17 protein-coding genes and 1 other RNA gene are annotated in these 19,883 nt (G+C 48.1%); 17 read left to right on the top strand and 1 reads right to left on the bottom strand.

Features of this window, described 5'->3' with window-relative positions; all coding sequences use genetic code 11:
* Positions 1-43: 43 nt before the first annotated feature.
* Entirely contained in the window at positions 44-916 is an 873-nt protein-coding gene (locus ABJ081_03890; GenBank protein ID MEP6355802.1) for a DMT family transporter, read from the bottom strand.
* Positions 917-1,034: 118 nt separating this feature from the next.
* On the opposite strand from ABJ081_03890, the gene ABJ081_03885 reads away from it, so the two are divergent.
* The 17 genes from ABJ081_03885 to ABJ081_03805 all read left to right on the top strand — a co-directional run bounded on the left by ABJ081_03885 (position 1,035) and on the right by ABJ081_03805 (position 19,842).
* Complete coding sequence (locus tag ABJ081_03885) at positions 1,035-1,742, top strand: TerB family tellurite resistance protein (GenBank protein ID MEP6355801.1); 708 nt, start codon at positions 1,035-1,037, stop codon at positions 1,740-1,742.
* Positions 1,739-2,506, top strand: coding sequence for an N-acetylmuramoyl-L-alanine amidase (locus ABJ081_03880; GenBank protein ID MEP6355800.1), 768 nt, complete (start codon positions 1,739-1,741; stop codon positions 2,504-2,506). Before ABJ081_03885 ends, ABJ081_03880 begins: the two co-directional genes overlap by 4 nt.
* 325 nt (positions 2,507-2,831) lie before the next feature.
* A complete protein-coding gene (locus tag ABJ081_03875; GenBank protein ID MEP6355799.1) occupies positions 2,832-3,593 on the top strand; it encodes a LuxR C-terminal-related transcriptional regulator in 762 nt (253 codons plus the stop codon).
* A gap of 62 nt (positions 3,594-3,655) precedes the next feature.
* Positions 3,656-4,072: RNase P RNA component class A (rnpB, locus tag ABJ081_03870), an RNA gene on the top strand.
* A 319-nt stretch (positions 4,073-4,391) separates the two neighbouring features.
* Entirely contained in the window at positions 4,392-4,838 is a 447-nt protein-coding gene (locus ABJ081_03865; protein ID MEP6355798.1) for a hypothetical protein, read from the top strand.
* On the top strand, positions 4,835-5,845 hold the full coding sequence (gene rsmH / locus ABJ081_03860; protein ID MEP6355797.1) for a 16S rRNA (cytosine(1402)-N(4))-methyltransferase RsmH: 1,011 nt from the start codon (positions 4,835-4,837) through the stop codon (positions 5,843-5,845). Before ABJ081_03865 ends, rsmH begins: the two co-directional genes overlap by 4 nt.
* A complete protein-coding gene (locus tag ABJ081_03855) occupies positions 5,845-6,204 on the top strand; it encodes a hypothetical protein (protein MEP6355796.1) in 360 nt (119 codons plus the stop codon). The genes rsmH and ABJ081_03855 overlap by 1 nt, the downstream gene beginning before the upstream one ends.
* Positions 6,205-6,223: 19 nt before the next feature.
* Positions 6,224-7,975: a penicillin-binding protein 2 gene (locus ABJ081_03850; GenBank protein MEP6355795.1), complete on the top strand. Its 1,752-nt coding sequence runs from the start codon at positions 6,224-6,226 to the stop codon at positions 7,973-7,975.
* A 19-nt stretch (positions 7,976-7,994) separates the two neighbouring features.
* On the top strand, positions 7,995-9,443 hold the full coding sequence (locus ABJ081_03845; GenBank protein ID MEP6355794.1) for a UDP-N-acetylmuramoyl-L-alanyl-D-glutamate--2,6-diaminopimelate ligase: 1,449 nt from the start codon (positions 7,995-7,997) through the stop codon (positions 9,441-9,443).
* 34 nt (positions 9,444-9,477) lie between these two features.
* Positions 9,478-10,908 (top strand): UDP-N-acetylmuramoylalanyl-D-glutamyl-2,6-diaminopimelate--D-alanyl-D-alanine ligase, encoded by a 1,431-nt coding sequence (locus ABJ081_03840; GenBank protein MEP6355793.1) that lies wholly within the window; start codon positions 9,478-9,480, stop codon positions 10,906-10,908.
* A gap of 28 nt (positions 10,909-10,936) precedes the next feature.
* On the top strand, positions 10,937-12,022 hold the full coding sequence (gene mraY, locus ABJ081_03835; GenBank protein ID MEP6355792.1) for a phospho-N-acetylmuramoyl-pentapeptide-transferase: 1,086 nt from the start codon (positions 10,937-10,939) through the stop codon (positions 12,020-12,022).
* Positions 12,023-12,024: 2 nt separating this feature from the next.
* Positions 12,025-13,392, top strand: coding sequence for a UDP-N-acetylmuramoyl-L-alanine--D-glutamate ligase (gene murD / locus ABJ081_03830; GenBank protein MEP6355791.1), 1,368 nt, complete (start codon positions 12,025-12,027; stop codon positions 13,390-13,392).
* A gap of 49 nt (positions 13,393-13,441) precedes the next feature.
* Positions 13,442-14,605, top strand: coding sequence for a putative lipid II flippase FtsW (gene ftsW / locus ABJ081_03825; GenBank protein ID MEP6355790.1), 1,164 nt, complete (start codon positions 13,442-13,444; stop codon positions 14,603-14,605).
* A gap of 6 nt (positions 14,606-14,611) precedes the next feature.
* Positions 14,612-15,742, top strand: a complete 1,131-nt coding sequence (murG, locus tag ABJ081_03820) for an undecaprenyldiphospho-muramoylpentapeptide beta-N-acetylglucosaminyltransferase (protein MEP6355789.1) — start codon at positions 14,612-14,614, stop codon at positions 15,740-15,742.
* Positions 15,743-15,763: 21 nt separating this feature from the next.
* Positions 15,764-17,173, top strand: coding sequence for a UDP-N-acetylmuramate--L-alanine ligase (gene murC / locus ABJ081_03815; protein ID MEP6355788.1), 1,410 nt, complete (start codon positions 15,764-15,766; stop codon positions 17,171-17,173).
* 2 nt (positions 17,174-17,175) lie between these two features.
* A complete protein-coding gene (murB, locus tag ABJ081_03810; GenBank protein MEP6355787.1) occupies positions 17,176-18,135 on the top strand; it encodes a UDP-N-acetylmuramate dehydrogenase in 960 nt (319 codons plus the stop codon).
* Between the two features lie 168 nt (positions 18,136-18,303).
* On the top strand, positions 18,304-19,842 hold the full coding sequence (locus ABJ081_03805) for an alanine/glycine:cation symporter family protein (protein ID MEP6355786.1): 1,539 nt from the start codon (positions 18,304-18,306) through the stop codon (positions 19,840-19,842).
* Positions 19,843-19,883 lie beyond the last annotated feature (41 nt).

The raw sequence follows: 19,883 nt of genomic DNA, 5'->3' as shown, positions 1-19,883 counted from the left end.
AAGTGCTCCAAATGAGAATAAGGGCGTAAAAAGTGAAATTGATTTAGCTTGATGTGCTAACTCTTGCTTTTCTCGCATACCAGATAACAACGACAATAGCTGTGGCAAAGAAAAGTGTTTCCGATGAAATTGTCTCCTCTAGTACAACAGCGGCTATGGCAAGGGTGAAAAACGTTTGTAACAATTGTAACTGCCCTACACGCGCAATGCCACCAAGAGCAAGGCCTGCGTTCCATGCAAAAAACCCGATTAGCATGGAGAAAAGCGAAACATAAGCGAAGCCGAGTTGTGTGCTTGGGCGTGCGGTGAAAATAGCATCATCCCAAAACCATAAAGTGCCAGCGATAATAAAGGGAGCGGCGATAATTAGCTGCCAGCAAATCACTTCCCAGCCAGGTTTTTGACGAGATATTTTCCCTGAAAAAACATAGCCGAAAGAGGCTGACAATGTCGCAGCGACGAGCCAAAGGTCGCCAATTTCAAAGCCGGGGGCGCCATCACGCAGTGTAAAGACGATAATGAGCAATGCGCCCAATGTTGACCATATCCAAAAGCTGATTGAGGGGCGTTCATCGGCAAATAAGACAGAAAAAATGGCAGTTGTTATCGGCAGAAGACCAAGCACAACACCTGAATGACTGGCTGGCACTGTCAATAAGGCAAGGCTGAGGAAGCCGGGAAATCCAATCACGAGGCATAGACTTGAAAGCGTGGAGAATTTCCAAAAGGCTTTCGGCAATGTGCGGCGTGTAGCAAGCAGAATCATTGCGGCGATACTGCCGGCAATTGCGGCGCGGGCAAAAGTGACAAACCATGGGTCAAGTTCGCTCACCGCCAATCGTGTCGCGGGCACAGTGCCACTGAAAATGACAACACCGATGAGGCCTAAAAACAGCCCAAGCTGTTGCTGATTCATTTGGTTTCCCTTGAGTAAGACCTAATTGTGATCGAGGTTTTGCGAAAATTACTCGTCAGATGTTCGAGAGTCGCTTAAATAGTGGCTACGGTGTTGTAAAGGGGCTGGAGGTAGTGAGATGAGTATCTGGACGAAGATTGCGGATGTTATGTCCTCAGTTGCCACCGCAGGGCCGATTGCAGGTGCCCTTGAAGGGATCGTGAATTTTATCACAAGCGTGTCTGATAGTCCGGAGCGCCGCCAGGTTGCCTTTACTGTTGCGATGATTGCTTTGTCGGCAAAAATGGCTAAGGCTGATGGTGTCGTCACCGATGACGAGATTGAGGCTTTTCAAGAGATTTTCGATATCCAGCCAGCTGATGCAGCGAATGTAGCGCGGATGTTCAATCTTGCGAAACAAGACATTGCGGGTTTCGATGCCTATGCGCGGCAAATTTTGAAAATTTATGAAAATGAGCCTGATATTTTAGAAGACATTCTTGATGGGCTTTTTCATATTGCGGAAGCAGATGGCATTATTCATGAAAACGAATTGGCTTTCATTGAAGAGGTGGCTCGTATTTTTGCTTTTGAGGATGAAGCTTTTGGAGCGATTAAATCACGACATGTGAAAGGCGGGCGCAATGACCCCTATGATGTGTTGGGCGCTGATATGTCATGGAGCAACTTTGAACTGCGTAAGCATTACCGCAAACTGGTTGGGGAAAACCATCCAGATCGTCTGATTGCGCGCGGAGTGCCACCGGAATTTGTTAGAATTGCCAATGATAAAATGGCAGCAATCAATGCGGCCTATGATACTTTGCAGAAGGAACGCGGGCTTTGAGTGAGGTTTTGTTTGAGCCCGACAGTGAGCATGTTGATGAGGTGCGCTTTGCGCCCAATGTGAATGAACGCGAAGGCGGGCCGGCGGATATACTTTTGCTGCATTACACGGGCATGCCAGAGGGTGAAAAGGCTCTCAAATGGTTGTGCATGGAAATTAGTAAAGTTTCTTGCCACTATTTTGTTTTTGAAGATGGGCGGATTGTTCAATCGGTGCCCGAATCAAAAAGAGCGTGGCATGCAGGTGTTTCATCGTGGAAGGGTGAGGAAGATAATAATTCGCGCTCCATTGGTATAGAAATATCAAATCCCGGCCATGAGCATGGTTATGTGCCGTTTGCTGATTCGCAAATTGAAGCCGTAATTCGTCTGTCGCGTGATATTTGTATGCGTAATAATATTTTGCCCGAACGGGTTTTAGCCCATTCTGACATTGCGCCCTCACGCAAAGAAGATCCGGGTGAATTATTTCCTTGGGACCGTTTGTATGAAGCTGGCATTGGTCATTGGGTGCCTGAAGAGCCCTTGGGGGACGGACGATTTTTTCAATTGGGTGAGCAGGGAGAGCCAATCGCCGCGCTTCAGTCGATGTTTGCGATTTACGGTTATGGTCTTGATGTTAACGGTATTTTTGATGAAAAAACTCAAGATGTTGTCACTGCATTCCAGCGCCATTATCGCCAATCAAAAGTTGATGGTGTTGCGGATGTCTCAACCATTGCGACATTGCATCATTTGATTAAAAAATTGCCGGCGGTGGACTGACTATTTGCTTGAGTGGCAGTTAGAATTTTTAGGCTTAACTTTTGTTGAAAAAACAAAAACGGGACTGGCTTTAAGGGCCTGTCCCGTTTCAGCAGCTCAGTATAAAGCTGGTTCATAATATTCGGGGGGGAAGCTGAATATTAAAACAAATAATCACATAACCGTGAATATATAATCACGCAATCGTGAATATATGTTATGTATATCCTTAACACTTGCCTAATCACAAGCTATCAGTTCTAATAGGTTTAGACTTTAGTCTAGCAAATAAGGCTTTTAGGCCGGTCGAAATTTTTGGTTTTCTCATGGGGGTTTATGAATTCATATGAAGAATATTCTTTCTGATTTTGCCACCGATATTGCGCTTTGTAAGACTGACGATTGTGCTTGGCGTGCTGGCTTGCGGTTTTTTGAGTCTTTGGGTTTTGAAGCTGTTACTTATGGTACGTTGGACAAAAAAAACGATAAACTTCTAGGTTTTTATAGTAATCTGGATAGTAATTTTTTGGCCTATTATGCTGGACGTCATTACGATGACGTCGATCCTTTGGTCTTGCATTGCCTTAAAAATAGTAATCCAGTTCATTATAGTTATCGTGGTGCGTCACAGGTAAAACTCACGGGTAGTGATAAAGAGTTGAAAGTGTTGGGCGCCTGTTATGAGGCAGGTGTCCATAGCTCGTTTGTTGTGCCGTTCCATAATGATATATTTTCAGGAATGGCTGGTATATGTTTGGCTGGTAAAATGACCGATTTAGAATGTCGGGCGTTGGTTGAAGCGCATCGTTCCGAAATATTAGTTGCAGGTGCTTTATTGAACAGTCACTTGGTTGGTGTGCCGAGCAGTTTGCAGTGCAGTCAATCCTGGTTTGGTTTTTGCAATAATCCTGAGGGTATTACCCCGCGTGAGACGGAAGTGTTGAAGTGGCTTTCGCAAGGATTGCGCAATGATCGGGTGGCGGAACGCATGGATGTCACGCCGGCAACGATTAACTTTCATATGGGTTCAATCAAGAAAAAACTGGGTGCGCGCACTCGCGAACAGGCGCTGGTGATTGCCATGCGAAAAGGTATTATTGCCTTGTGAGGTGGCGTGCGCTGTGCGATCTCTTCTTGACGTTTTCCGTCTAATCCTCCACATCACACATGTCAGTTGGCCGGGTAGCCGCTCGCCTTATATCCGAAAGGTGAGGTGAGAGGAAAGTCCGGGCTCCATGGAAACACGGTGCCGTCTAACGGACGGCGGGACGCGCAAGCGTTTCAGGGAAAGTGCAGCAGAGAGTAGACCGCCCAACATGTTGGGTAAGGGTGAAAGGGTGGGGTAAGAGCCCACCGCGTCTTTGGCAACAAAGATGGCATGGTAAACCCCACCGGGAGCAAGACCGAATAGGAATAACGCGCATTTCGGGGTTTATGCCCCTTTTAAGAGATGCAGGGCCGTTTCCAGTCCAGTTGTTCGGGTGGGTTGCGTGAGTGTCTTGGCAACAAGGCACCAAGATGAATGGTTACCACGTTTGTTGGCAACAACAGGCCATACAAAACCCGGCTTACAGGTCAACTGACGTTTTTTAATATTTTTCAATCACATTTTAAGTCTTTGAGGGCATGATTTTGCTCTCAACCGCTAGAGAAAGCACGCGCAAATGGCTTTGGAATTTGCTTTAAAATTCTCGTGGAATGACCTTGTTGAAACTTCTTGATTCCATTGACGCCCAGACTTTCCCATGTTATACCAATTATTCCCAATATTGTTGTCTTTCCAACTAAAGCGACGGATTGGGTGAAGTTAAACCGGAGTGAGCACCAAAGTCGCGGCTGCTTCTTGCGGGTTTGATCTTGAAGGCTGTGAGAGTTTTTTGTTTGTAGCGTTGAGTGTGAGTGCGTCATGGAACGGTTTGTTTCCAACTACACGAAAAAGGTAGATGCGAAGGGGCGCGTATCTGTGCCGCCTTCATTTCGCGCCGTATTGCAGCGTTTGGGGGATGAGCAGATATACACGCAACTGTCTTTAGAGACGTCGTCAATTATTGCGGGTGGTCAGGGGTTGCTGGGGCAGCTAGAGGCTCGCATGAATGAGATGGATCCTTTTTCTCGGGATTATGATGACTGGAGTGCGCATTTTTATGCAGGCAGCGATTACCTGAAAATTGATGGTGATGGCCGTATTGTTTTGACGGATGCCATCCGCTCCCACACGGGGATCGTGGATGAAGTAACTTTTGCGGGACGGGGTACGTCCTTTCAGCTTTGGGCGCCGCAAACATTCAATGATTATATGAGCGACGTACGTTCCCGTATCCGCGATATGCGTGCCGGAGGTGCGTCGAAATGAGTCAGCAACCCCACATACCAGTCATGCTTGATGAGGTGCTCACGCATCTCGCGCCGATTGGTGGGTCACTTGCAGGCGGAACTTATATTGATGGTACATTTGGTAATGGCGGTTACAGTCGTGCCATTCTTGATGCTGGTGGCCAAGTGATCGGCGTGGACCGTGACCCAACCGCGATTGCCAATGGCGCCTCTTTGATTGATGAGGCGAAGGGCGCTTTATCACTGGTTGAGGGGCGTTTTGGCGATCTTGATGATCATGCCCGTTCGCTTGGGTTGGAAAAGGTTGATGGCGTGGTGCTTGATATCGGTGTTTCGTCTATGCAGATCGATCAGGCAGAGCGCGGATTTTCTTTCCGCCATGATGGGCCGCTTGATATGCGCATGGAAATGGTCGGACCAAGTGCGGCTGATGTAGTGAACACATTTAAAAAATCAGATTTGCAGCGCATTATTGCAACGTTGGGCGAAGAGAAAAAGGCAGGCTATGTGGCGCATGCTATTGTAACCGCTCGCAAAGAAGCTCCGATTAAAACCACAGCTGGGCTGGCTGCGATTGCGGAATTTGCTGTTGGCAAAAAGCATGATGATAAAATTCATCCTGCCACGCGCACCTTTCAAGCCTTGCGGATTTTTGTAAATCGCGAACTCGAAGAATTGGGTCGGGCGCTTGTGGCGGCTGAAAATATTCTGCGTGAAGGCGGACGGCTTGTGGTGGTGACATTTCATTCATTGGAAGATCGTATCGTGAAGCGTTTTTTGCGTGATCGCGCGAAGATATCAGGCGGTGGTTCACGGCATATGCCGGTGGTCGATGTGGCCACACCTACGTTCAAAGAGATGACGCGCCGTGCACTTGCTGCTGGTGAGGCTGAATCTCAAATTAATCCACGTGCGCGTTCTGCAAAATTGCGAGCCGCTCTTCGTCTTGATGCACAGCCTCGTGCCCTTGATATGCGCGCGCTCGGCGTGCCGTTGTTACCCTTTTCATTAGAAGGAAATATGTGATGCGTCGTTTGATGAGTGTTTTATTGATCGTCTTTATGGTCGCGGGCGCTGCTTATACTTTTGAGATAAAGCGGCAAGCTGAAGACGCCTCTCAAAAGGTGGTTGAGTTGAATCGTCAAATCCAAAATGAGCGCGACACGATCGATCTTTTGGGAGCAGATTTGAGTGTTCTCACTCAGCCATCACGTCTGCAAGAACTAACTGAGAGACACGCAGATGCGCTGCAACTTGAGCCGCTCAAAGTCGATCAAATTATTACGTTGGATGAGTTGCCGCAACGCCCAATAGATCTTTCGCCGTTTCAAGATGGAAGTGCGCTTGGTGGGTATGCCGGCGGAACAAACACTAATATTCAATAGAACCAACAGGTTATAGATTATGCAAACGCCAGGCACAGTTTTTAGAGATAGATTTAGCGATGCTGAAGGCGTTGATGCTTCTTCTGACGAGGCGTCTATTGTTCTTGTTGGTTCCAAGAAAAAGCGCATTGATCTGAGCCGGAGTCGTTTGGTTCTGGTGGCTTTGGTTTTTGTCGCAGTCTATGGCGTTATTGGCGCAAAGCTGACCACGCTTGCAATGACTGATTTAAGCGGTGAGACCCGTGCTGGTGTTCGTGTGAGCAATGGTCTGATGACTGCACGTCCTGATATTGTTGATCGCAACAGCGAGGTGATGGCCAAGGATTTGACTACCTATTCACTGCATGCAGACCCGCAAAAAATTGCCTATCCAGCTGAAGCGCTTGATCTGTTAAAAGAGGTGTTGCCATCGCTTGATAAGAAGAAACTTTTAAAACGTTTGAAGGGGAAAGGTAACTTTGTCTGGATCGAACGTGAGATGACACCATCGCAACAAGCGAGGATTTTGGATCTTGGTATTCCAGGGTTAACTTTTGAGCGTGAAACGAGGCGTTTTTATCCTGGTGGACGTGTCGCATCTCACATGGTGGGTTATGTCGATATTGATAATCGTGGTATTGCTGGATTTGAAAAATTTGTCGACGATAATTGGCTCGACAATCTGCGTGAAGTTGGCCTGAGCCCAGAAGAACGCATGGCACCAGTATCGCTTTCTGTTGATATGCGTGTGCAGCATGTTGTGCGTGATGAACTTTCCAAGGCAATGGTGCGTTATAAAGCTGCGGCTGCGACAGGCATTATTCTTGATGCAAATACGGGTGAAGTTGTGGCGATGTCTTCTTTGCCTGATTATGATCCAAACGATATTCGCGGGACATTCAATAGTAATACACTCAATCGAGCTACCGCGGGCGTTTTTGAAATGGGCTCTACATTCAAGGCCATCACGACGGCTATGGCGCTTGATAGTGGGCTGGTTAATATGAGTTCACGCTTTGATGCTCGTAAGCCGATCACTCATCGCGGTTTAAAAATTCGTGATTTTCATGCCAAAAGGCGCGTTTTAAGTTTGCCGGAAGTGTTTATTTATTCATCCAATATTGGAACAGCCAAAATGGCGCTTGAGGTGGGACCTAACGGACATCGTGATTTTTTGACTCGTCTTGGTCTGTTTGAGAAATCAAGGCATGAATTGCCTGAAGTCGGCAACCCACTTTCACCTAAAGAATGGGAAAAGCTCTCTTCCATGACTATTTCGTTCGGTCATGGCGTGTCGGTAACACCATTGCAAACTCTCTCAGCTGCAGCTGCTATATTGAATGGCGGCAAGCTTATTCCGCCGACATTCCGACCGCGCAATGTTGAAGACGCCAATGATTTGGCAACACAAGTTATTTCACCCGATACCAGCGCAAAGATGCGCTATTTGTTTAGGTTGAATGTCGAAAAAGGGTCTGGCCGTCGTGCGGAAGTTGAGGGTTATTCTGTTGGTGGAAAAACAGGAACTGCCGAAAAAGTGGTCAATGGTCAGTATTCATCGAAGAAGAAATTAAACTCATTCCTGTCGGCGTTTCCTATAGATGACCCGCGCTATGTGATGTTGGTGATGATAGATGAGCCAAAACCGCTTGAAGGACAGCGCTCTGCAACAGCAGGGTTGAATGCCGCGCCTACGACAGCTGCTATTATCCGTCGTGTGGCAACAACATTAGGGGTTGCTCCCCGTCTTGATGACACGCCGGTTTTGTCCGCGATTGATTATCGTCGCTAAGTGACGTAAAGCATTTCTCATGCTTTTGTCCGATATCCTTCCAAAAGATGCCGAGATTGTTGGCAATATAGATGGTTGTGAGGTCCATGGCCTGACAGCTGACAGTCGTGCGGTCAAACCTGGGTTTGTGTTTGCGGCCCTTAAAGGCGTGAACAGCGATGGTGCGTTGTTTGCAGAACAAGCGATTAAAGCCGGCGCGGTTGCTATTTTGTGCGACAAAGAAGATGCGCGCTATCATGTGCCAACACTCATTACACGTAATGCACGACTTGGCCTCGCCGAAATGGCTGCGCAATTTTATCCTGCCCAACCAGCGACGATAGCTGCGGTCACTGGCACGGCTGGAAAAACGTCGGTTGCTGCCTTCTTACGCCAGATTTGGCTTAAAGCGGGCAAAGTAGCGGCAAGCATTGGCACTGTGGGTGTGGTAAGTCCTGTCGAGACGGTTTACGGCAGCCTGACAACCCCTGACCCGGTTCAATTGCATGAGACGATTGATCGTCTTGCGCGCGCTGGCGTGACGCATTTAGCGCTTGAAGCTTCCAGTCATGGTCTTGATCAATATCGGCTTGATGGGGTTCAAGTATCGATTGGTGCTTTTACCAATCTTGGTCGTGATCACATGGACTATCACGAGACAATCGAAGATTATTTCAACGCGAAAATGGCTTTGTTTAACCGGCTCTTACCCAAGGGTGCGCCGATTGTGGTTGATACGGATAGTCCTTATGGTGAAGAGGCTTTGGCGCATGGTCTGGCAGCAGGTTGCAGCGCGCTTACGACAGGCAGCAAGGGAAATTCAATTCGCTTGATTTCTATGACGCGCGAGGGATTTGGGCAGCGTTTAAAACTTGATTTCGGTGAGGGGGCGGTCGATGTCTTCTTGCCGCTTGTTGGCTTGTTTCAAGTGTCTAATGCTTTGGTTGCAGCAACACAGGCCTTTGCTACTGATGTGTCAGCGGAGACCATATGTAGCGCATTGGAAGAGTTAAAAGGCGAAGCGGGTAGGCTTGAATATATGGGTACTAATAGTGCCGGTGCGCTTGTCTTTATTGATTATGCGCACAAAGTGGAAGCGCTAGAAAATGTACTTGAGGCGCTCAGGCCTTATGCCGACCATCATCTCACTGTTGTGTTTGGTGCTGGTGGTGATCGCGATATGGGTAAGCGCCCGTTGATGGGGACGGCGGCTTCAAAAGGTGCTGATCGAGTGATTGTGACGGATGATAATCCACGCAGTGAAGATCCGGCCAGCATTCGTGCTGCTGTTTTGGCAAAGGTGCCGGACGGCATGGAAATTGGGGATCGAGAAAAAGCTATTTTCCATGCGATTGAAAATGCCGTGAGCGGTGATGTTGTGGTGATTGCGGGTAAAGGGCACGAAACAGGCCAGATTGTTGGTGATAAAGTTCTGCCCTTTAGCGATCACGAAGTGGTGGCGCGAGCGCTTAGTGCTGACAAAGGGTGACACAGAAAAGTCTTGAAATAGGAAATGCCTCTCAATGAATGATAATGAACCTCAACAACAGCTTTGGTTGAGCGGTGATGTGGCGGCAGCTCTTGGGTGTGCGTGCCATGGACCTTCTAATGTTTCGATCACAGGGGTTTCGATTGATAGCCGCACTGTAGGTGGGGGCGATTTGTTCTTTGCCATTAAAGGGGATCGTTTTGACGGTCATGATTTTGTTGATGGTGCGATTGAGCAAGGTGCGTCTCTTGCTGTCGTCGCCCATGATAAGCTTGACGGTTTGAAAGCGGATGCCGCGAAACTCTTGGTTGTTGATGATGTCTTGAGTGCGATGGAACAACTTGGCCGTGCTGCGCGTGCGCGCCTTAAAGGGCGGGTTGTTGCGGTGACGGGTAGTGTGGGAAAAACCGGTACAAAGGAAATGATGAGGCTTGCCTTTGGTGGGTGTGGAGGTGTCCATGCTTCGGTCGCGTCTTTTAACAATCATTGGGGTGTGCCGCTGACTCTTTCGCGCACGCCGACTGATACTGACTTTGGGATTTATGAAATTGGGATGAACCACCCCGGTGAGATTGTTCCGCTGGTCGATATGGTGCGCCCTGATGTAGCGATCATCACCACTGTGGCACCAGTTCATCTTGAGTTTTTCGATAGTGAAGTGGAAATCGCCCGCGCAAAAGCGGAAATTTTTACTGGGATTCAAGCTGGTGGTAAAGCGGTGTTGAACCGTGACAACAAGCATTTTAACTTTTTGCAATCGCTGGCCATTGAGGCGAGCGTTGATGTTGTCACCTTCGGGGAGACCGAGGGCTGTGATGTTGCGCTTTTGGATGTTGATTTGCAGGCTGATGGTTCCCTTGTGCAGGCTAGTGTTTTTGGTAAAGAGGTCTCATATCAGTTGAGTGCGCCGGGACGCCATTTGGTGCAAAACTCCTTGGCTGTCGCAGCCACGCTTCATTTGGCGGGCTGTGATGTTGAGCATGGTCTAAAAGCCCTTGGCGGGCTTGAGGTGCAGAAGGGACGTGGTGCCCGCTTGGAACTTGTAATTGAGGACAGCTCTTTTACGCTGCTTGATGAAAGTTATAACGCAAACCCAGCCTCAATGGGTGCGGCTATTGGGCTTTTGGGCGCGGCCGCAGTCGGTGAAAGAGGGCGGCGCATTGCTGTTTTGGGAGATATGCGCGAGCTTGGCGTTGAGAGCGACGCACTTCACGCAGACCTTTTAGCGCCCCTTTTGGGTGCTGATATCGATCTTGTTTTTCTAAGTGGTCCTCACATGAAAGCCCTCTGGGACGCCCTACCTGTGAAAATGCAGGGGAAATATGCAGCAACCTCCGATAGTTTGGCAGAAATATTACCCCAAGCGGTTGCAAAAGGGGATGTGGTTATGGTCAAAGGTTCATTAGGTAGTCGTATGGGGTTGTTGGTTGATGTGTTGACCTCAAAATACCTTGCTTGTGACTAGATTTTGATAACTCAACCAAAGCGATAAAATGCTCCTACTTCTTAGCGAATATTCTGATAGTTTCCCAATATTGAATGTATTTAGATACATCACATTTCGCGGTGGCCTTGCCACTGTGACAGCGATGTTGGTTGTGTTCTTATTTGGACCAATGATCATAAAATCTTTGCGCGTTCGCCAAGGCAAAGGGCAACCTATCCGTGATGACGGTCCACAAACGCACATCATAGCCAAGGCCGGAACGCCGACCATGGGCGGGTTGATGATTTTGTTGGGGCTTTTTGTCTCAACTCTGCTTTGGGCTGATTTGAGCAATCCCTATGTTCAGATGGTGATCTTTGTGACGCTTGGGTTTGGTGCCATTGGATTTTACGATGATTATCTGAAGGTGAGTACACAAAGTCACAAAGGATTTTCTGGAAGATTACGTCTTGCGCTCGAATTTGTGATTGCGGGCCTTGCGTGTTGGTATATCGGAAATCAAGGAGATGCCTCTTTTGCGACCAGCCTGACTTTTCCTTTCGTCAAAGACTTTGTTTTGAACCTTGGATATTTTTTCATTCCATTCGCAGCCTTCGTGATTGTGGGTACAGGGAATGCCGTCAATTTAACGGATGGTCTTGATGGTTTGGCCATTGTGCCAGTGATGATCGCCATGGGGTCATTTGGCTTTATTGCTTATTTGTCTGGTAATGCGGTTTTTGCTGATTACCTCCAAATTCATAATGTCGCAGGAACGGGCGAACTTGCGATTATTTGCGGTGCGATTATTGGCGCGGGGCTTGGCTTCTTGTGGTTTAATGCGCCGCCTGCTGCTATCTTTATGGGCGACACAGGCTCGCTTGGTCTTGGTGGTGCGCTTGGTACGATTGCGGTTGCGACCAAACATGAAATTGTCTTGGCCATTATTGGTGGTTTGTTTGTGCTTGAGGCTGTGTCAGTTATCATCCAAGTGGCGTCCTATAAAACAACAGGCAAGCGTGTTTTTCGCATGGCACCTATTCACCACCATTTCGAACAAAAAGGTTGGACAGAGCCGCAGGTCGTGATCCGTTTTTGGATTATTGCTTTCATTTTGGCGCTGATTGGCCTGACTACATTGAAACTTAGATAAGCATGATTGCGGTTACGACTTTCGCGAATAAGTCTGTTCTGGTTTTCGGCCTTGGCGGCTCAGGGCTAGCGACTGCCTTGGGGCTTGTTGAAGGTGGTGCCAAGGTTTTGGCATTTGATGATAATGAAGCGCGTGCCAAAGCCGCCAATGATGAAGGCATTGAAACCGCTAATTTTCGAGATGTTGATTTCAGCAACTTTGATGCTTTGATCTTATCGCCCGGTGTGCCGCTAACACATCCAGAGCCGCATTGGAGCGTGAAAAAAGCGCATGCTGCTGGCATCGAAATTATCGGTGATATTGAGCTTTTCAATCGTGAGCGACTGGCAATAGCACCTGACAGTCAGTTTGTTGCTATCACGGGCACCAATGGCAAATCGACCACCACGGCACTGATCGCTCATATTTTATCGCACGCAGGACTTGATGTGCAGATGGGCGGGAACATTGGGCGCGCTGTATTAACGCTTGATGCGCTATCATCAGACAAAGCCTATGTGGTGGAATGCTCGTCTTATCAGATTGATTTGGCGCCAACCTTGCAGCCCAGTATCGGTGTTCATTTAAATATTAGCGCCGATCATCTTGATCGGCATGGCACGGTAGAAAATTATTCTGATGTGAAAGCCCGACTTGTATTGAACGCTGACCATGCGATCATTGGCGTCGATGATGATTTCTCTGTGAAAATATCAAAGAATGTTGAGGCGAAAGGTGTCTCATTAGAGCGTGTCTCTGTTGTTGATGATGGGGATATTACAGTTGATGGCAATGTGATCTTGGCTGAGGGCTGCCCGGTTGCAGATGTTACTGACATTGCCAGCTTGCGCGGTCAGCATAACTTGCAAAATGCTGCCATGGCCTATGCTGTGTGCCGAAAAGCTGGCCTACACGATGATGATATCCAAGCAGGCCTTGCGTCATTCCCAGGATTGGCACATCGGATGGAGCAGGTCGCGGAAAAGAACGGTGTTGTTTTTGTCAATGATTCCAAAGCAACCAATGCGGATGCTGCCGCTCATGCGCTTGCGAGTTTTGATGAGATTTATTGGATATTGGGTGGATTGGCAAAAGACGGCGGCATTGAGAATCTTAACGATTTCTTTCCTAGAATCATGCACGCTTTTTTGGTTGGTGAAGCAACAGATAGTTTCGCTGATATTCTTGAAGGTAAGGTAGCTTTTTCAAAATGTGGGACTATAGACAATGCGACCAAGAGCGCTGTTGAAATGGCGTTATCTCACGTAGTGGAAAACAATCAAACGGTTGCCGTATTATTGTCTCCAGCTTGTGCTAGCTGGGATCAGTTCGTGAGTTTTGAAAAGCGAGGCGATGCCTTCAAGGATGCAGTTCGGTTGGCATTGAAATAGAGCTGCGAAGCAGATAAAATTTACGCGTGGGCAGAGAATAGGGACGTTTATGGTTTCAAGAGCTGATAGATCATTGTTTGCTAACTGGTGGTGGACCATTGATAAACCTATGCTTTTTGGTCTTATCGGGTTGATTTTTATTGGTTTGATATTATCATTTGCGGCCAGTCCTGCCACTGCTGAACAGCTTGGTCTTAACAGCAATTACTTCGTCAAACGCCATGCATTTTTTGCTGTCCCAGCCATTGGGCTGATGCTTGGTGTTTCGTTTTTGCCGCCGAAGCTCATAAGGCGTTTTGCTCTTTTGATGTTTTGTGCCGGTATTGGGCTTATGGTTTACACGCTTTTTGCTGGTGATGCAGTGAAAGGTTCACGCCGCTGGATATCATTGGCAGGATTTTCGCTGCAACCCTCTGAAATTGTTAAACCGGCTTTTATTTTGCTGATCGCTTGGTTCTTTTCTGAAAATGCGCGCCGTCCTGAAATTCCAGGTAATGTGTTTGCCATGGTTCTTTTGGTTATTTTCGGGGCGCTTTTGGTGGCGCAACCAGATATTGGTCAAACGGCACTTATAACACTGACATGGTGTGCGGTTTTCTTCATGGCTGGTTTATCTTGGATCTGGATTTTTATTCTTGGTGCTATGAGCATGGGAGGGATGGGGGCGGCCTACTTATTTATTCCTCATGTCACGGGACGTATCGACCGCTTTATTAATCCTGAATCCGGCGATAATTATCAGGTGACAAAAGCACTTGAGGCTTTTTTCAGTGGCGGATGGTATGGTCGAGGACCGGGAGAAGGCGTTGTGAAGCGCAATGTTCCAGACTCCCATACAGATTTTATTTTTGCCGTGATTGGTGAAGAGTTTGGCATCATAGCGTGTCTTGTCCTCGTGCTGTTCTTTATGCTTTTGGTTATGCGCGGGCTTTATCTAGGTTTCCGTCAAGATGATACCTTTGTCCGTTTGGCCGTTGGGGGGTTGATCATTATGTTTGGTGTTCAGGCTGCGATCAATATGGCGGTGAATTTGCAGCTTGTACCAACCAAGGGCATGACTTTGCCATTTATCTCTTATGGTGGGTCGTCGATGCTTTCTATTGCGACTGGTATGGGGATGGTGCTTGGTCTTTCGCGAAAGCGACCCAAGCCATCACGAATGAGTTTAAACCCGCGTAAGGAACATGGTGTGCCTACTGGTATGGCTGCGTAATATTCTATGGAAATTGATAAAAATAAGAAGCGCGCCCTTTTGTGCGCAGGGGGCACAGGAGGACATTTGTTTCCTGCACATGCGCTTGCCAGTGAATTGATCCGGCGCGGCTTTGATGTGCATCTTGTCTCAGATGAACGCATCGAGCGTTATGCTGCTGATTTTCCAGCTTCGGTCCGACATAAAGTACCATCGGCGACTTTCGCTGGTCGTAATCCATTGAAATTGGCAAAGGCTGTTTTGTCTCTGGGTAAGGGGTATCTTGCTGGTCGTCGCCTTATCAGTAAGACAAAACCTGATGTTGTGGTGGGCTTTGGCGGTTATCCAACGGTGCCGCCTGTGATGGCGGCTGCTACCAAGGGTGTGCCGACAATGATCCATGAAGCAAATGCGGTTCTTGGCCGAGCGAATTGGCTTTTAAGCAATAAGGTGAAAGCTGTGGCTCTTGGTCTGCCGCTTTCTTCCCGCATGATGAGGCAGACAATTTATACCGGTAATCCGGTGCGTGACACGGTTTTGGATGCGGCTAAAAATACCTATAAAGCTCCTGAGTCTGATGGTGATTTTCATCTCACTGTTTTTGGTGGCAGTCAGGGGGCGCAATTTTTTTCTGCTGTTGTGCTAAAGGCAATTGGTTTGCTTGATGATAGCTCGCGTGGTCGTTTGAAAATTGTACAACAGGCGCGAGCAGAAGATGAACAAGCGGTGCGCTCAGCTTATGATGTGATGGATGTGCGCGCAGATGTGGCGACGTTCTTTGATGATATGCCCTCACGTATCGCTGATAGTCACTTGGTGATTTGTCGCTCAGGCGCGTCAACAACAGCGGAATTGGCTGTGATCGGCCGGCCTGCTATTCTTGTTCCTTATCCACATGCCCTTGACCATGATCAGGCTGCGAATGCCGCGTCACTGGTTGAAAGCGGCGGAGGATGGATGAAAAAGCAAAGCGAGATGACGCCTGAATGGTTGGCAGTTGAATTGATACGCTTGATGGGGAATCAGTCAATTTTGACGGATGTTGCTGCGAAAGCTAAAGCGCAAGGGCGCCCAGATGCTGCACAACGATTGGCAAATGCAGCAGTAGCGCTTGCGTCAGGGCAAAAACTCGATCAAAACGTGGTCGAAGAAGTTTAAGGTAATTTAGGAGAAGCCTTCATGAAAATGCCGCAAAATATTGGACCGGTTCATTTCGTCGGCATTGGCGGTATTGGCATGAGTGGGATTGCGGAAGTACTGCAGACACTTGGCTACACGGTGCAGGGATCTGATATGTCGGATGGCGCTAATGTTGTGCGCCTTCGTGGTAAGGGAATCGAAGTCAAAGTTGGCCATCACGCAGATAACCTTGGTGATGCCGAGGTGGTCGTGGTTTCTTCAGCTATTAAAGCGGATAATCCGGAACTGATGGCAGCACGTGACCGGGTTTTACCGGTGGTGCGACGGGCGGAAATGCTGGCAGAATTGATGCGCTTCAAATCAGCTATCGCTATTGGCGGCACCCATGGCAAAACAACGACAACTTCTATGGTCGCAGCCCTGTTGGAAGCAGGACAAAAAGATCCGACTGTGATCAACGGTGGGATCATCAATGCCTATGGCACCAATGCGCGCATGGGAGATGGTGACTGGATGGTCGTGGAGGCTGACGAATCCGATGGAACCTTCGTGAAGCTTCCCGCTGACGTTGCTGTGGTGACTAATATGGACCCGGAACATCTTGATCATTACGGTGATTTTGATGCCATCAAAGCAGCCTTTACGCGCTTTGTCGAAAATGTGCCGTTTTATGGTTTTGCGGTGATGTGTACGGATGATGTTGATGTGCAGCAGCTGGTTGGTCAAATCGCTGATCGACGTATTGTGACTTACGGTGAAAACCCGCAAGCTGATGTGCGCTTTAGTGACGTACGCGCTGAAGGTGGCTCTACTCGGTTTACTGTGACACTAAATAACCGGCGCTCAGGCGAAGAAATCGAAATACCCAATTTGCTTTTGCCAATGCCTGGCCACCACAATGTCTCAAATGCTACGGCGGCCATTGCGGTTGCCAATGCGTTGGGCATATCACCCGATGATATTCGTGACGGGCTTGCTTCATTCTCTGGTGTCAAACGTCGCTTTACCCATACTGGTTCATGGAAAGGCGTCGAGATATTTGATGACTATGGTCATCACCCCGTTGAGATTACTAGTGTGCTAAAAGCTGCGCGCGCGGCAGCACAAGGCAAGGTGATCGCCGTGGTGCAACCGCATCGCTATTCACGACTTCATAGTTTGTTTGATGATTTTTGTACCTGTTTCAATGATGCTGACACAGTTATCGTTGCTCCGGTTTATGAGGCAGGAGAGACCTTGATTGAAGGGGCTGATCGTGATGGTTTGGCCAATGGATTGCGCACAGGCGGTCATCGTAATGTGCTCGTTACAGAAGGCCCTTCAGACCTTGCCTCGATTGTTGCTGCTGAGGCGAGCGCCGGTGATTATGTGATGCTGTTAGGTGCGGGTAATATAACGGCTTGGGCGTATAAATTGCCAGACGAGTTAGCAGCTCTTGGAGATGCTTGATCATGGCCTTTCCTGACCTGCTGCCTAGTTTTCGGCCATGGAGCGATGAAATCCGAGGGCGATTGACGGCCAATGCTGATATGAGCAAGTTGACATGGTTTCGTGTTGGTGGTCCTGCACAGCTTATGTTCCAACCGGCTGATGAAGCTGATCTTGCTTTCTTTTTAGAAAATTTACCTGCTGATGTGCCGGTCATGGTGGTTGGTATCGGGTCAAATTTGTTGGTGCGTGATGGTGGTATTCCCGGTGTGGTGATCCGCCTTTCGGCCAAGGGGTTTGGCGCTGTTGCGATGGAAGGGGAAACGCATATCCGTGCGGGTACGGCGATCCCTGACAAGCGGTTTGCGGCTTTTGCGCTTGATAATGGTCTTGATGGCTTTGCCTTTTATCATGGTATCCCCGGTGGCATTGGCGGTGCGCTTCGCATGAACGCAGGCGCCAACGGAACAGAAACTAAAGATCGCGTGGTTGAGGTGGTGGCCCTTGATCGCAAAGGGAAGCGTCATGTGTTTAGCAATGCCGATATGGGATATTCTTATCGTCATTCACAAGCGGCGGATGAGTTGATTTTTACCGAGGCACTTTATGAAGGTGTGCCGGCTGATAAAGAAGCTATTCGCGAGCAGATGGATGCGGTTCAGCATCACCGCGAGACAGTGCAACCGGTAAAAGAAAAAACCGGTGGCTCGACGTTCAAAAACCCTGAAGGCACGAGCGCATGGAAAGAGGTTGATGCGGCGGGCTGTCGTGGTTTGTTGGTTGGCGGCGCGCAAATGAGCGAGATGCATTGTAATTTCATGATCAATACAGGAAGCGCCACGGGCACTGATCTGGAGACGCTTGGCGAAACCGTGCGCGCGCGCGTTTTGGAAAACTCCGGCGTTAGATTGCACTGGGAAATCAAACGGCTTGGCCTGTGGCCAGAAGGTGTTGAAGTACCTGAATTTATGGGGCAGGGATAAGCGTCATGCCTTGGAAGTTATACTTCTTGTGTAACGTTAAATTTTGATGCCCTTTCTTTTTAATCAAAAAAAATACTATACTTTATGTAAGGCTAGGGCGCGCAGAGTATCTGTGCGGATATTGGCATGAGCTCAAGCGCTCATGTTACTAATTAGGGGCGGAATACTATGAGAAATATTATTTTATCGACGATTGCAGTGCTTGGTTTGAGTTCAAGTGTTGCTGCAGCACAAGAGGTGCATAGAATAGATGAAGCAGTGAATGCTGCTTTTGCGGAAATAACGGGACCTTTCGTTAGCCTTATCTTTGCGCCTATTCCGGGAACAAGTTTTCCATGGATCGTGATGTGGCTGGTCATCGCTGCAACGATTTTTACGCTGTATTTTGGGTTTATTCAAATCAGAGCGTTTTCTCATTCTCTACAGATTGTCAGAGGAAAATATTCTGATCCAAAGGACCCTGGTGAGGTTAGTCACTTTCAGGCTTTGGCAACGGCGCTGTCTGGCACTGTTGGACTTGGTAATATTGCCGGTGTTGCTGTCGCGGTCAGTATTGGCGGACCGGGGGCAACATTTTGGATGATTTTGGCTGGTCTTTTGGGTATGGCCACTAAATTTACGGAATGTACGCTTGGTGTGAAATACCGCAATGAATATGCCGATGGTTCGGTGTCTGGCGGTCCTATGTATTATATGTCCAAGGGTTTTGCTGAGCGCGGCATACCAGGTGGTAAGATACTCGCTGTTGTCTTCTCTATTTTTTGTATTCTGGGCGCAATTGGCGGCGGTAATATGTTTCAGGCCAATCAAGCCCATGCCCAGATTTCGGGCATTACGGGAGATTTTCCCGGCTGGATAACCGGTGTGTTTTTTGCTGTTGTTGTTTATGCTGTGATTGTTGGGGGCATTAAATCTATCGCTAAAGTGACCGATAAAGTAATGCCTTTCATGGCGATCATCTATGTGGGAGCTGCTTTGATTATCCTGATTATAAATTTTGATAAAATTGGTTGGGCTTTCGGACAGATTTTTGATGGCGCCTTTACTGGTCTTGGTGTTGCTGGCGGCTTTGTTGGTGCCTTGATCCAAGGCTTCAAGCGCGCCGCCTTCTCGAATGAGGCGGGTGTTGGTTCTGCGGCGATTGCTCACTCAGCAGTGCGTACAAAAGAACCGATCACAGAAGGCTTTGTGTCACTGTTAGAGCCTTTTATTGATACCGTTGTTATCTGTACGATGACAGCTTTGGTCATCACCATTTCTGGTCAGTTATTGATTGATCCAACCACAGGACTTTATGTCGTCGAAGGCAGTACAATCAAGACCGCAAGCGGGACATCAGGAGTTGAATTGACATCGGCAGCCTTTGCTTCTGGTCTTAGCTGGTTCCCTTATGTGCTGGCCGTTGCGGTTATTCTGTTTGCATTTTCAACAATGATCTCATGGTCTTATTATGGGTTGAAAGCGTGGACTTACCTTTTTGGTGAAGGCAAAAATAAAGAGATGGTTTTTAAAATAATTTTCTGTGTCTTTATCGTGATTGGTGCTGCGGCTCAGCTTGGTCCAGTGATTGATTTCTCAGATGCTGCGATCTTTGCGATGGCGGTTGTCAATATCACGGGGCTTTATTTCTTGATGCCAATTGTGAAGACTGAACTAAGCTCATATCTCACTCGCCTGAAAACTGGTGAGATCAAGAAGTTCAAATAAGCGGCTTTATTGTTGCAACCATGCTTACAAATACCCGGGGT

This window comes from Hyphomicrobiales bacterium, from assembly GCA_039989895.1.
GTDB lineage: Bacteria > Pseudomonadota > Alphaproteobacteria > Rhizobiales > JACESI01 > JACESI01.
Note: the sequence above shows the minus strand (reverse complement) of the source record. Positions and strands in the feature narration are given on the sequence as shown.

What these genes read in the sequence shown, in the direction of transcription:
- ABJ081_03865 (MEP6355798.1), top strand. Translation starts at nt 4,392, where the DNA reads ATGGAACGGTTTGTTTCCAACTACACGAAAAAGGTAGATGCGAAGGGG.
- ABJ081_03805 (MEP6355786.1), top strand. Translation starts at nt 18,304, where the DNA reads ATGAGAAATATTATTTTATCGACGATTGCAGTGCTTGGTTTGAGTTCA.
- ABJ081_03890 (MEP6355802.1), bottom strand. Translation starts at nt 916, where the DNA reads ATGAATCAGCAACAGCTTGGGCTGTTTTTAGGCCTCATCGGTGTTGTC.
- mraY (MEP6355792.1), top strand. Translation starts at nt 10,937, where the DNA reads ATGCTCCTACTTCTTAGCGAATATTCTGATAGTTTCCCAATATTGAAT.
- ABJ081_03855 (MEP6355796.1), top strand. Translation starts at nt 5,845, where the DNA reads ATGCGTCGTTTGATGAGTGTTTTATTGATCGTCTTTATGGTCGCGGGC.
- murG (MEP6355789.1), top strand. Translation starts at nt 14,612, where the DNA reads ATGGAAATTGATAAAAATAAGAAGCGCGCCCTTTTGTGCGCAGGGGGC.
- ABJ081_03845 (MEP6355794.1), top strand. Translation starts at nt 7,995, where the DNA reads ATGCTTTTGTCCGATATCCTTCCAAAAGATGCCGAGATTGTTGGCAAT.
- ABJ081_03885 (MEP6355801.1), top strand. Translation starts at nt 1,035, where the DNA reads ATGAGTATCTGGACGAAGATTGCGGATGTTATGTCCTCAGTTGCCACC.
- ftsW (MEP6355790.1), top strand. Translation starts at nt 13,442, where the DNA reads ATGGTTTCAAGAGCTGATAGATCATTGTTTGCTAACTGGTGGTGGACC.
- murB (MEP6355787.1), top strand. Translation starts at nt 17,176, where the DNA reads ATGGCCTTTCCTGACCTGCTGCCTAGTTTTCGGCCATGGAGCGATGAA.
- murC (MEP6355788.1), top strand. Translation starts at nt 15,764, where the DNA reads ATGAAAATGCCGCAAAATATTGGACCGGTTCATTTCGTCGGCATTGGC.
- ABJ081_03840 (MEP6355793.1), top strand. Translation starts at nt 9,478, where the DNA reads ATGAATGATAATGAACCTCAACAACAGCTTTGGTTGAGCGGTGATGTG.
- ABJ081_03850 (MEP6355795.1), top strand. Translation starts at nt 6,224, where the DNA reads ATGCAAACGCCAGGCACAGTTTTTAGAGATAGATTTAGCGATGCTGAA.
- ABJ081_03875 (MEP6355799.1), top strand. Translation starts at nt 2,832, where the DNA reads ATGAAGAATATTCTTTCTGATTTTGCCACCGATATTGCGCTTTGTAAG.
- rsmH (MEP6355797.1), top strand. Translation starts at nt 4,835, where the DNA reads ATGAGTCAGCAACCCCACATACCAGTCATGCTTGATGAGGTGCTCACG.
- murD (MEP6355791.1), top strand. Translation starts at nt 12,025, where the DNA reads ATGATTGCGGTTACGACTTTCGCGAATAAGTCTGTTCTGGTTTTCGGC.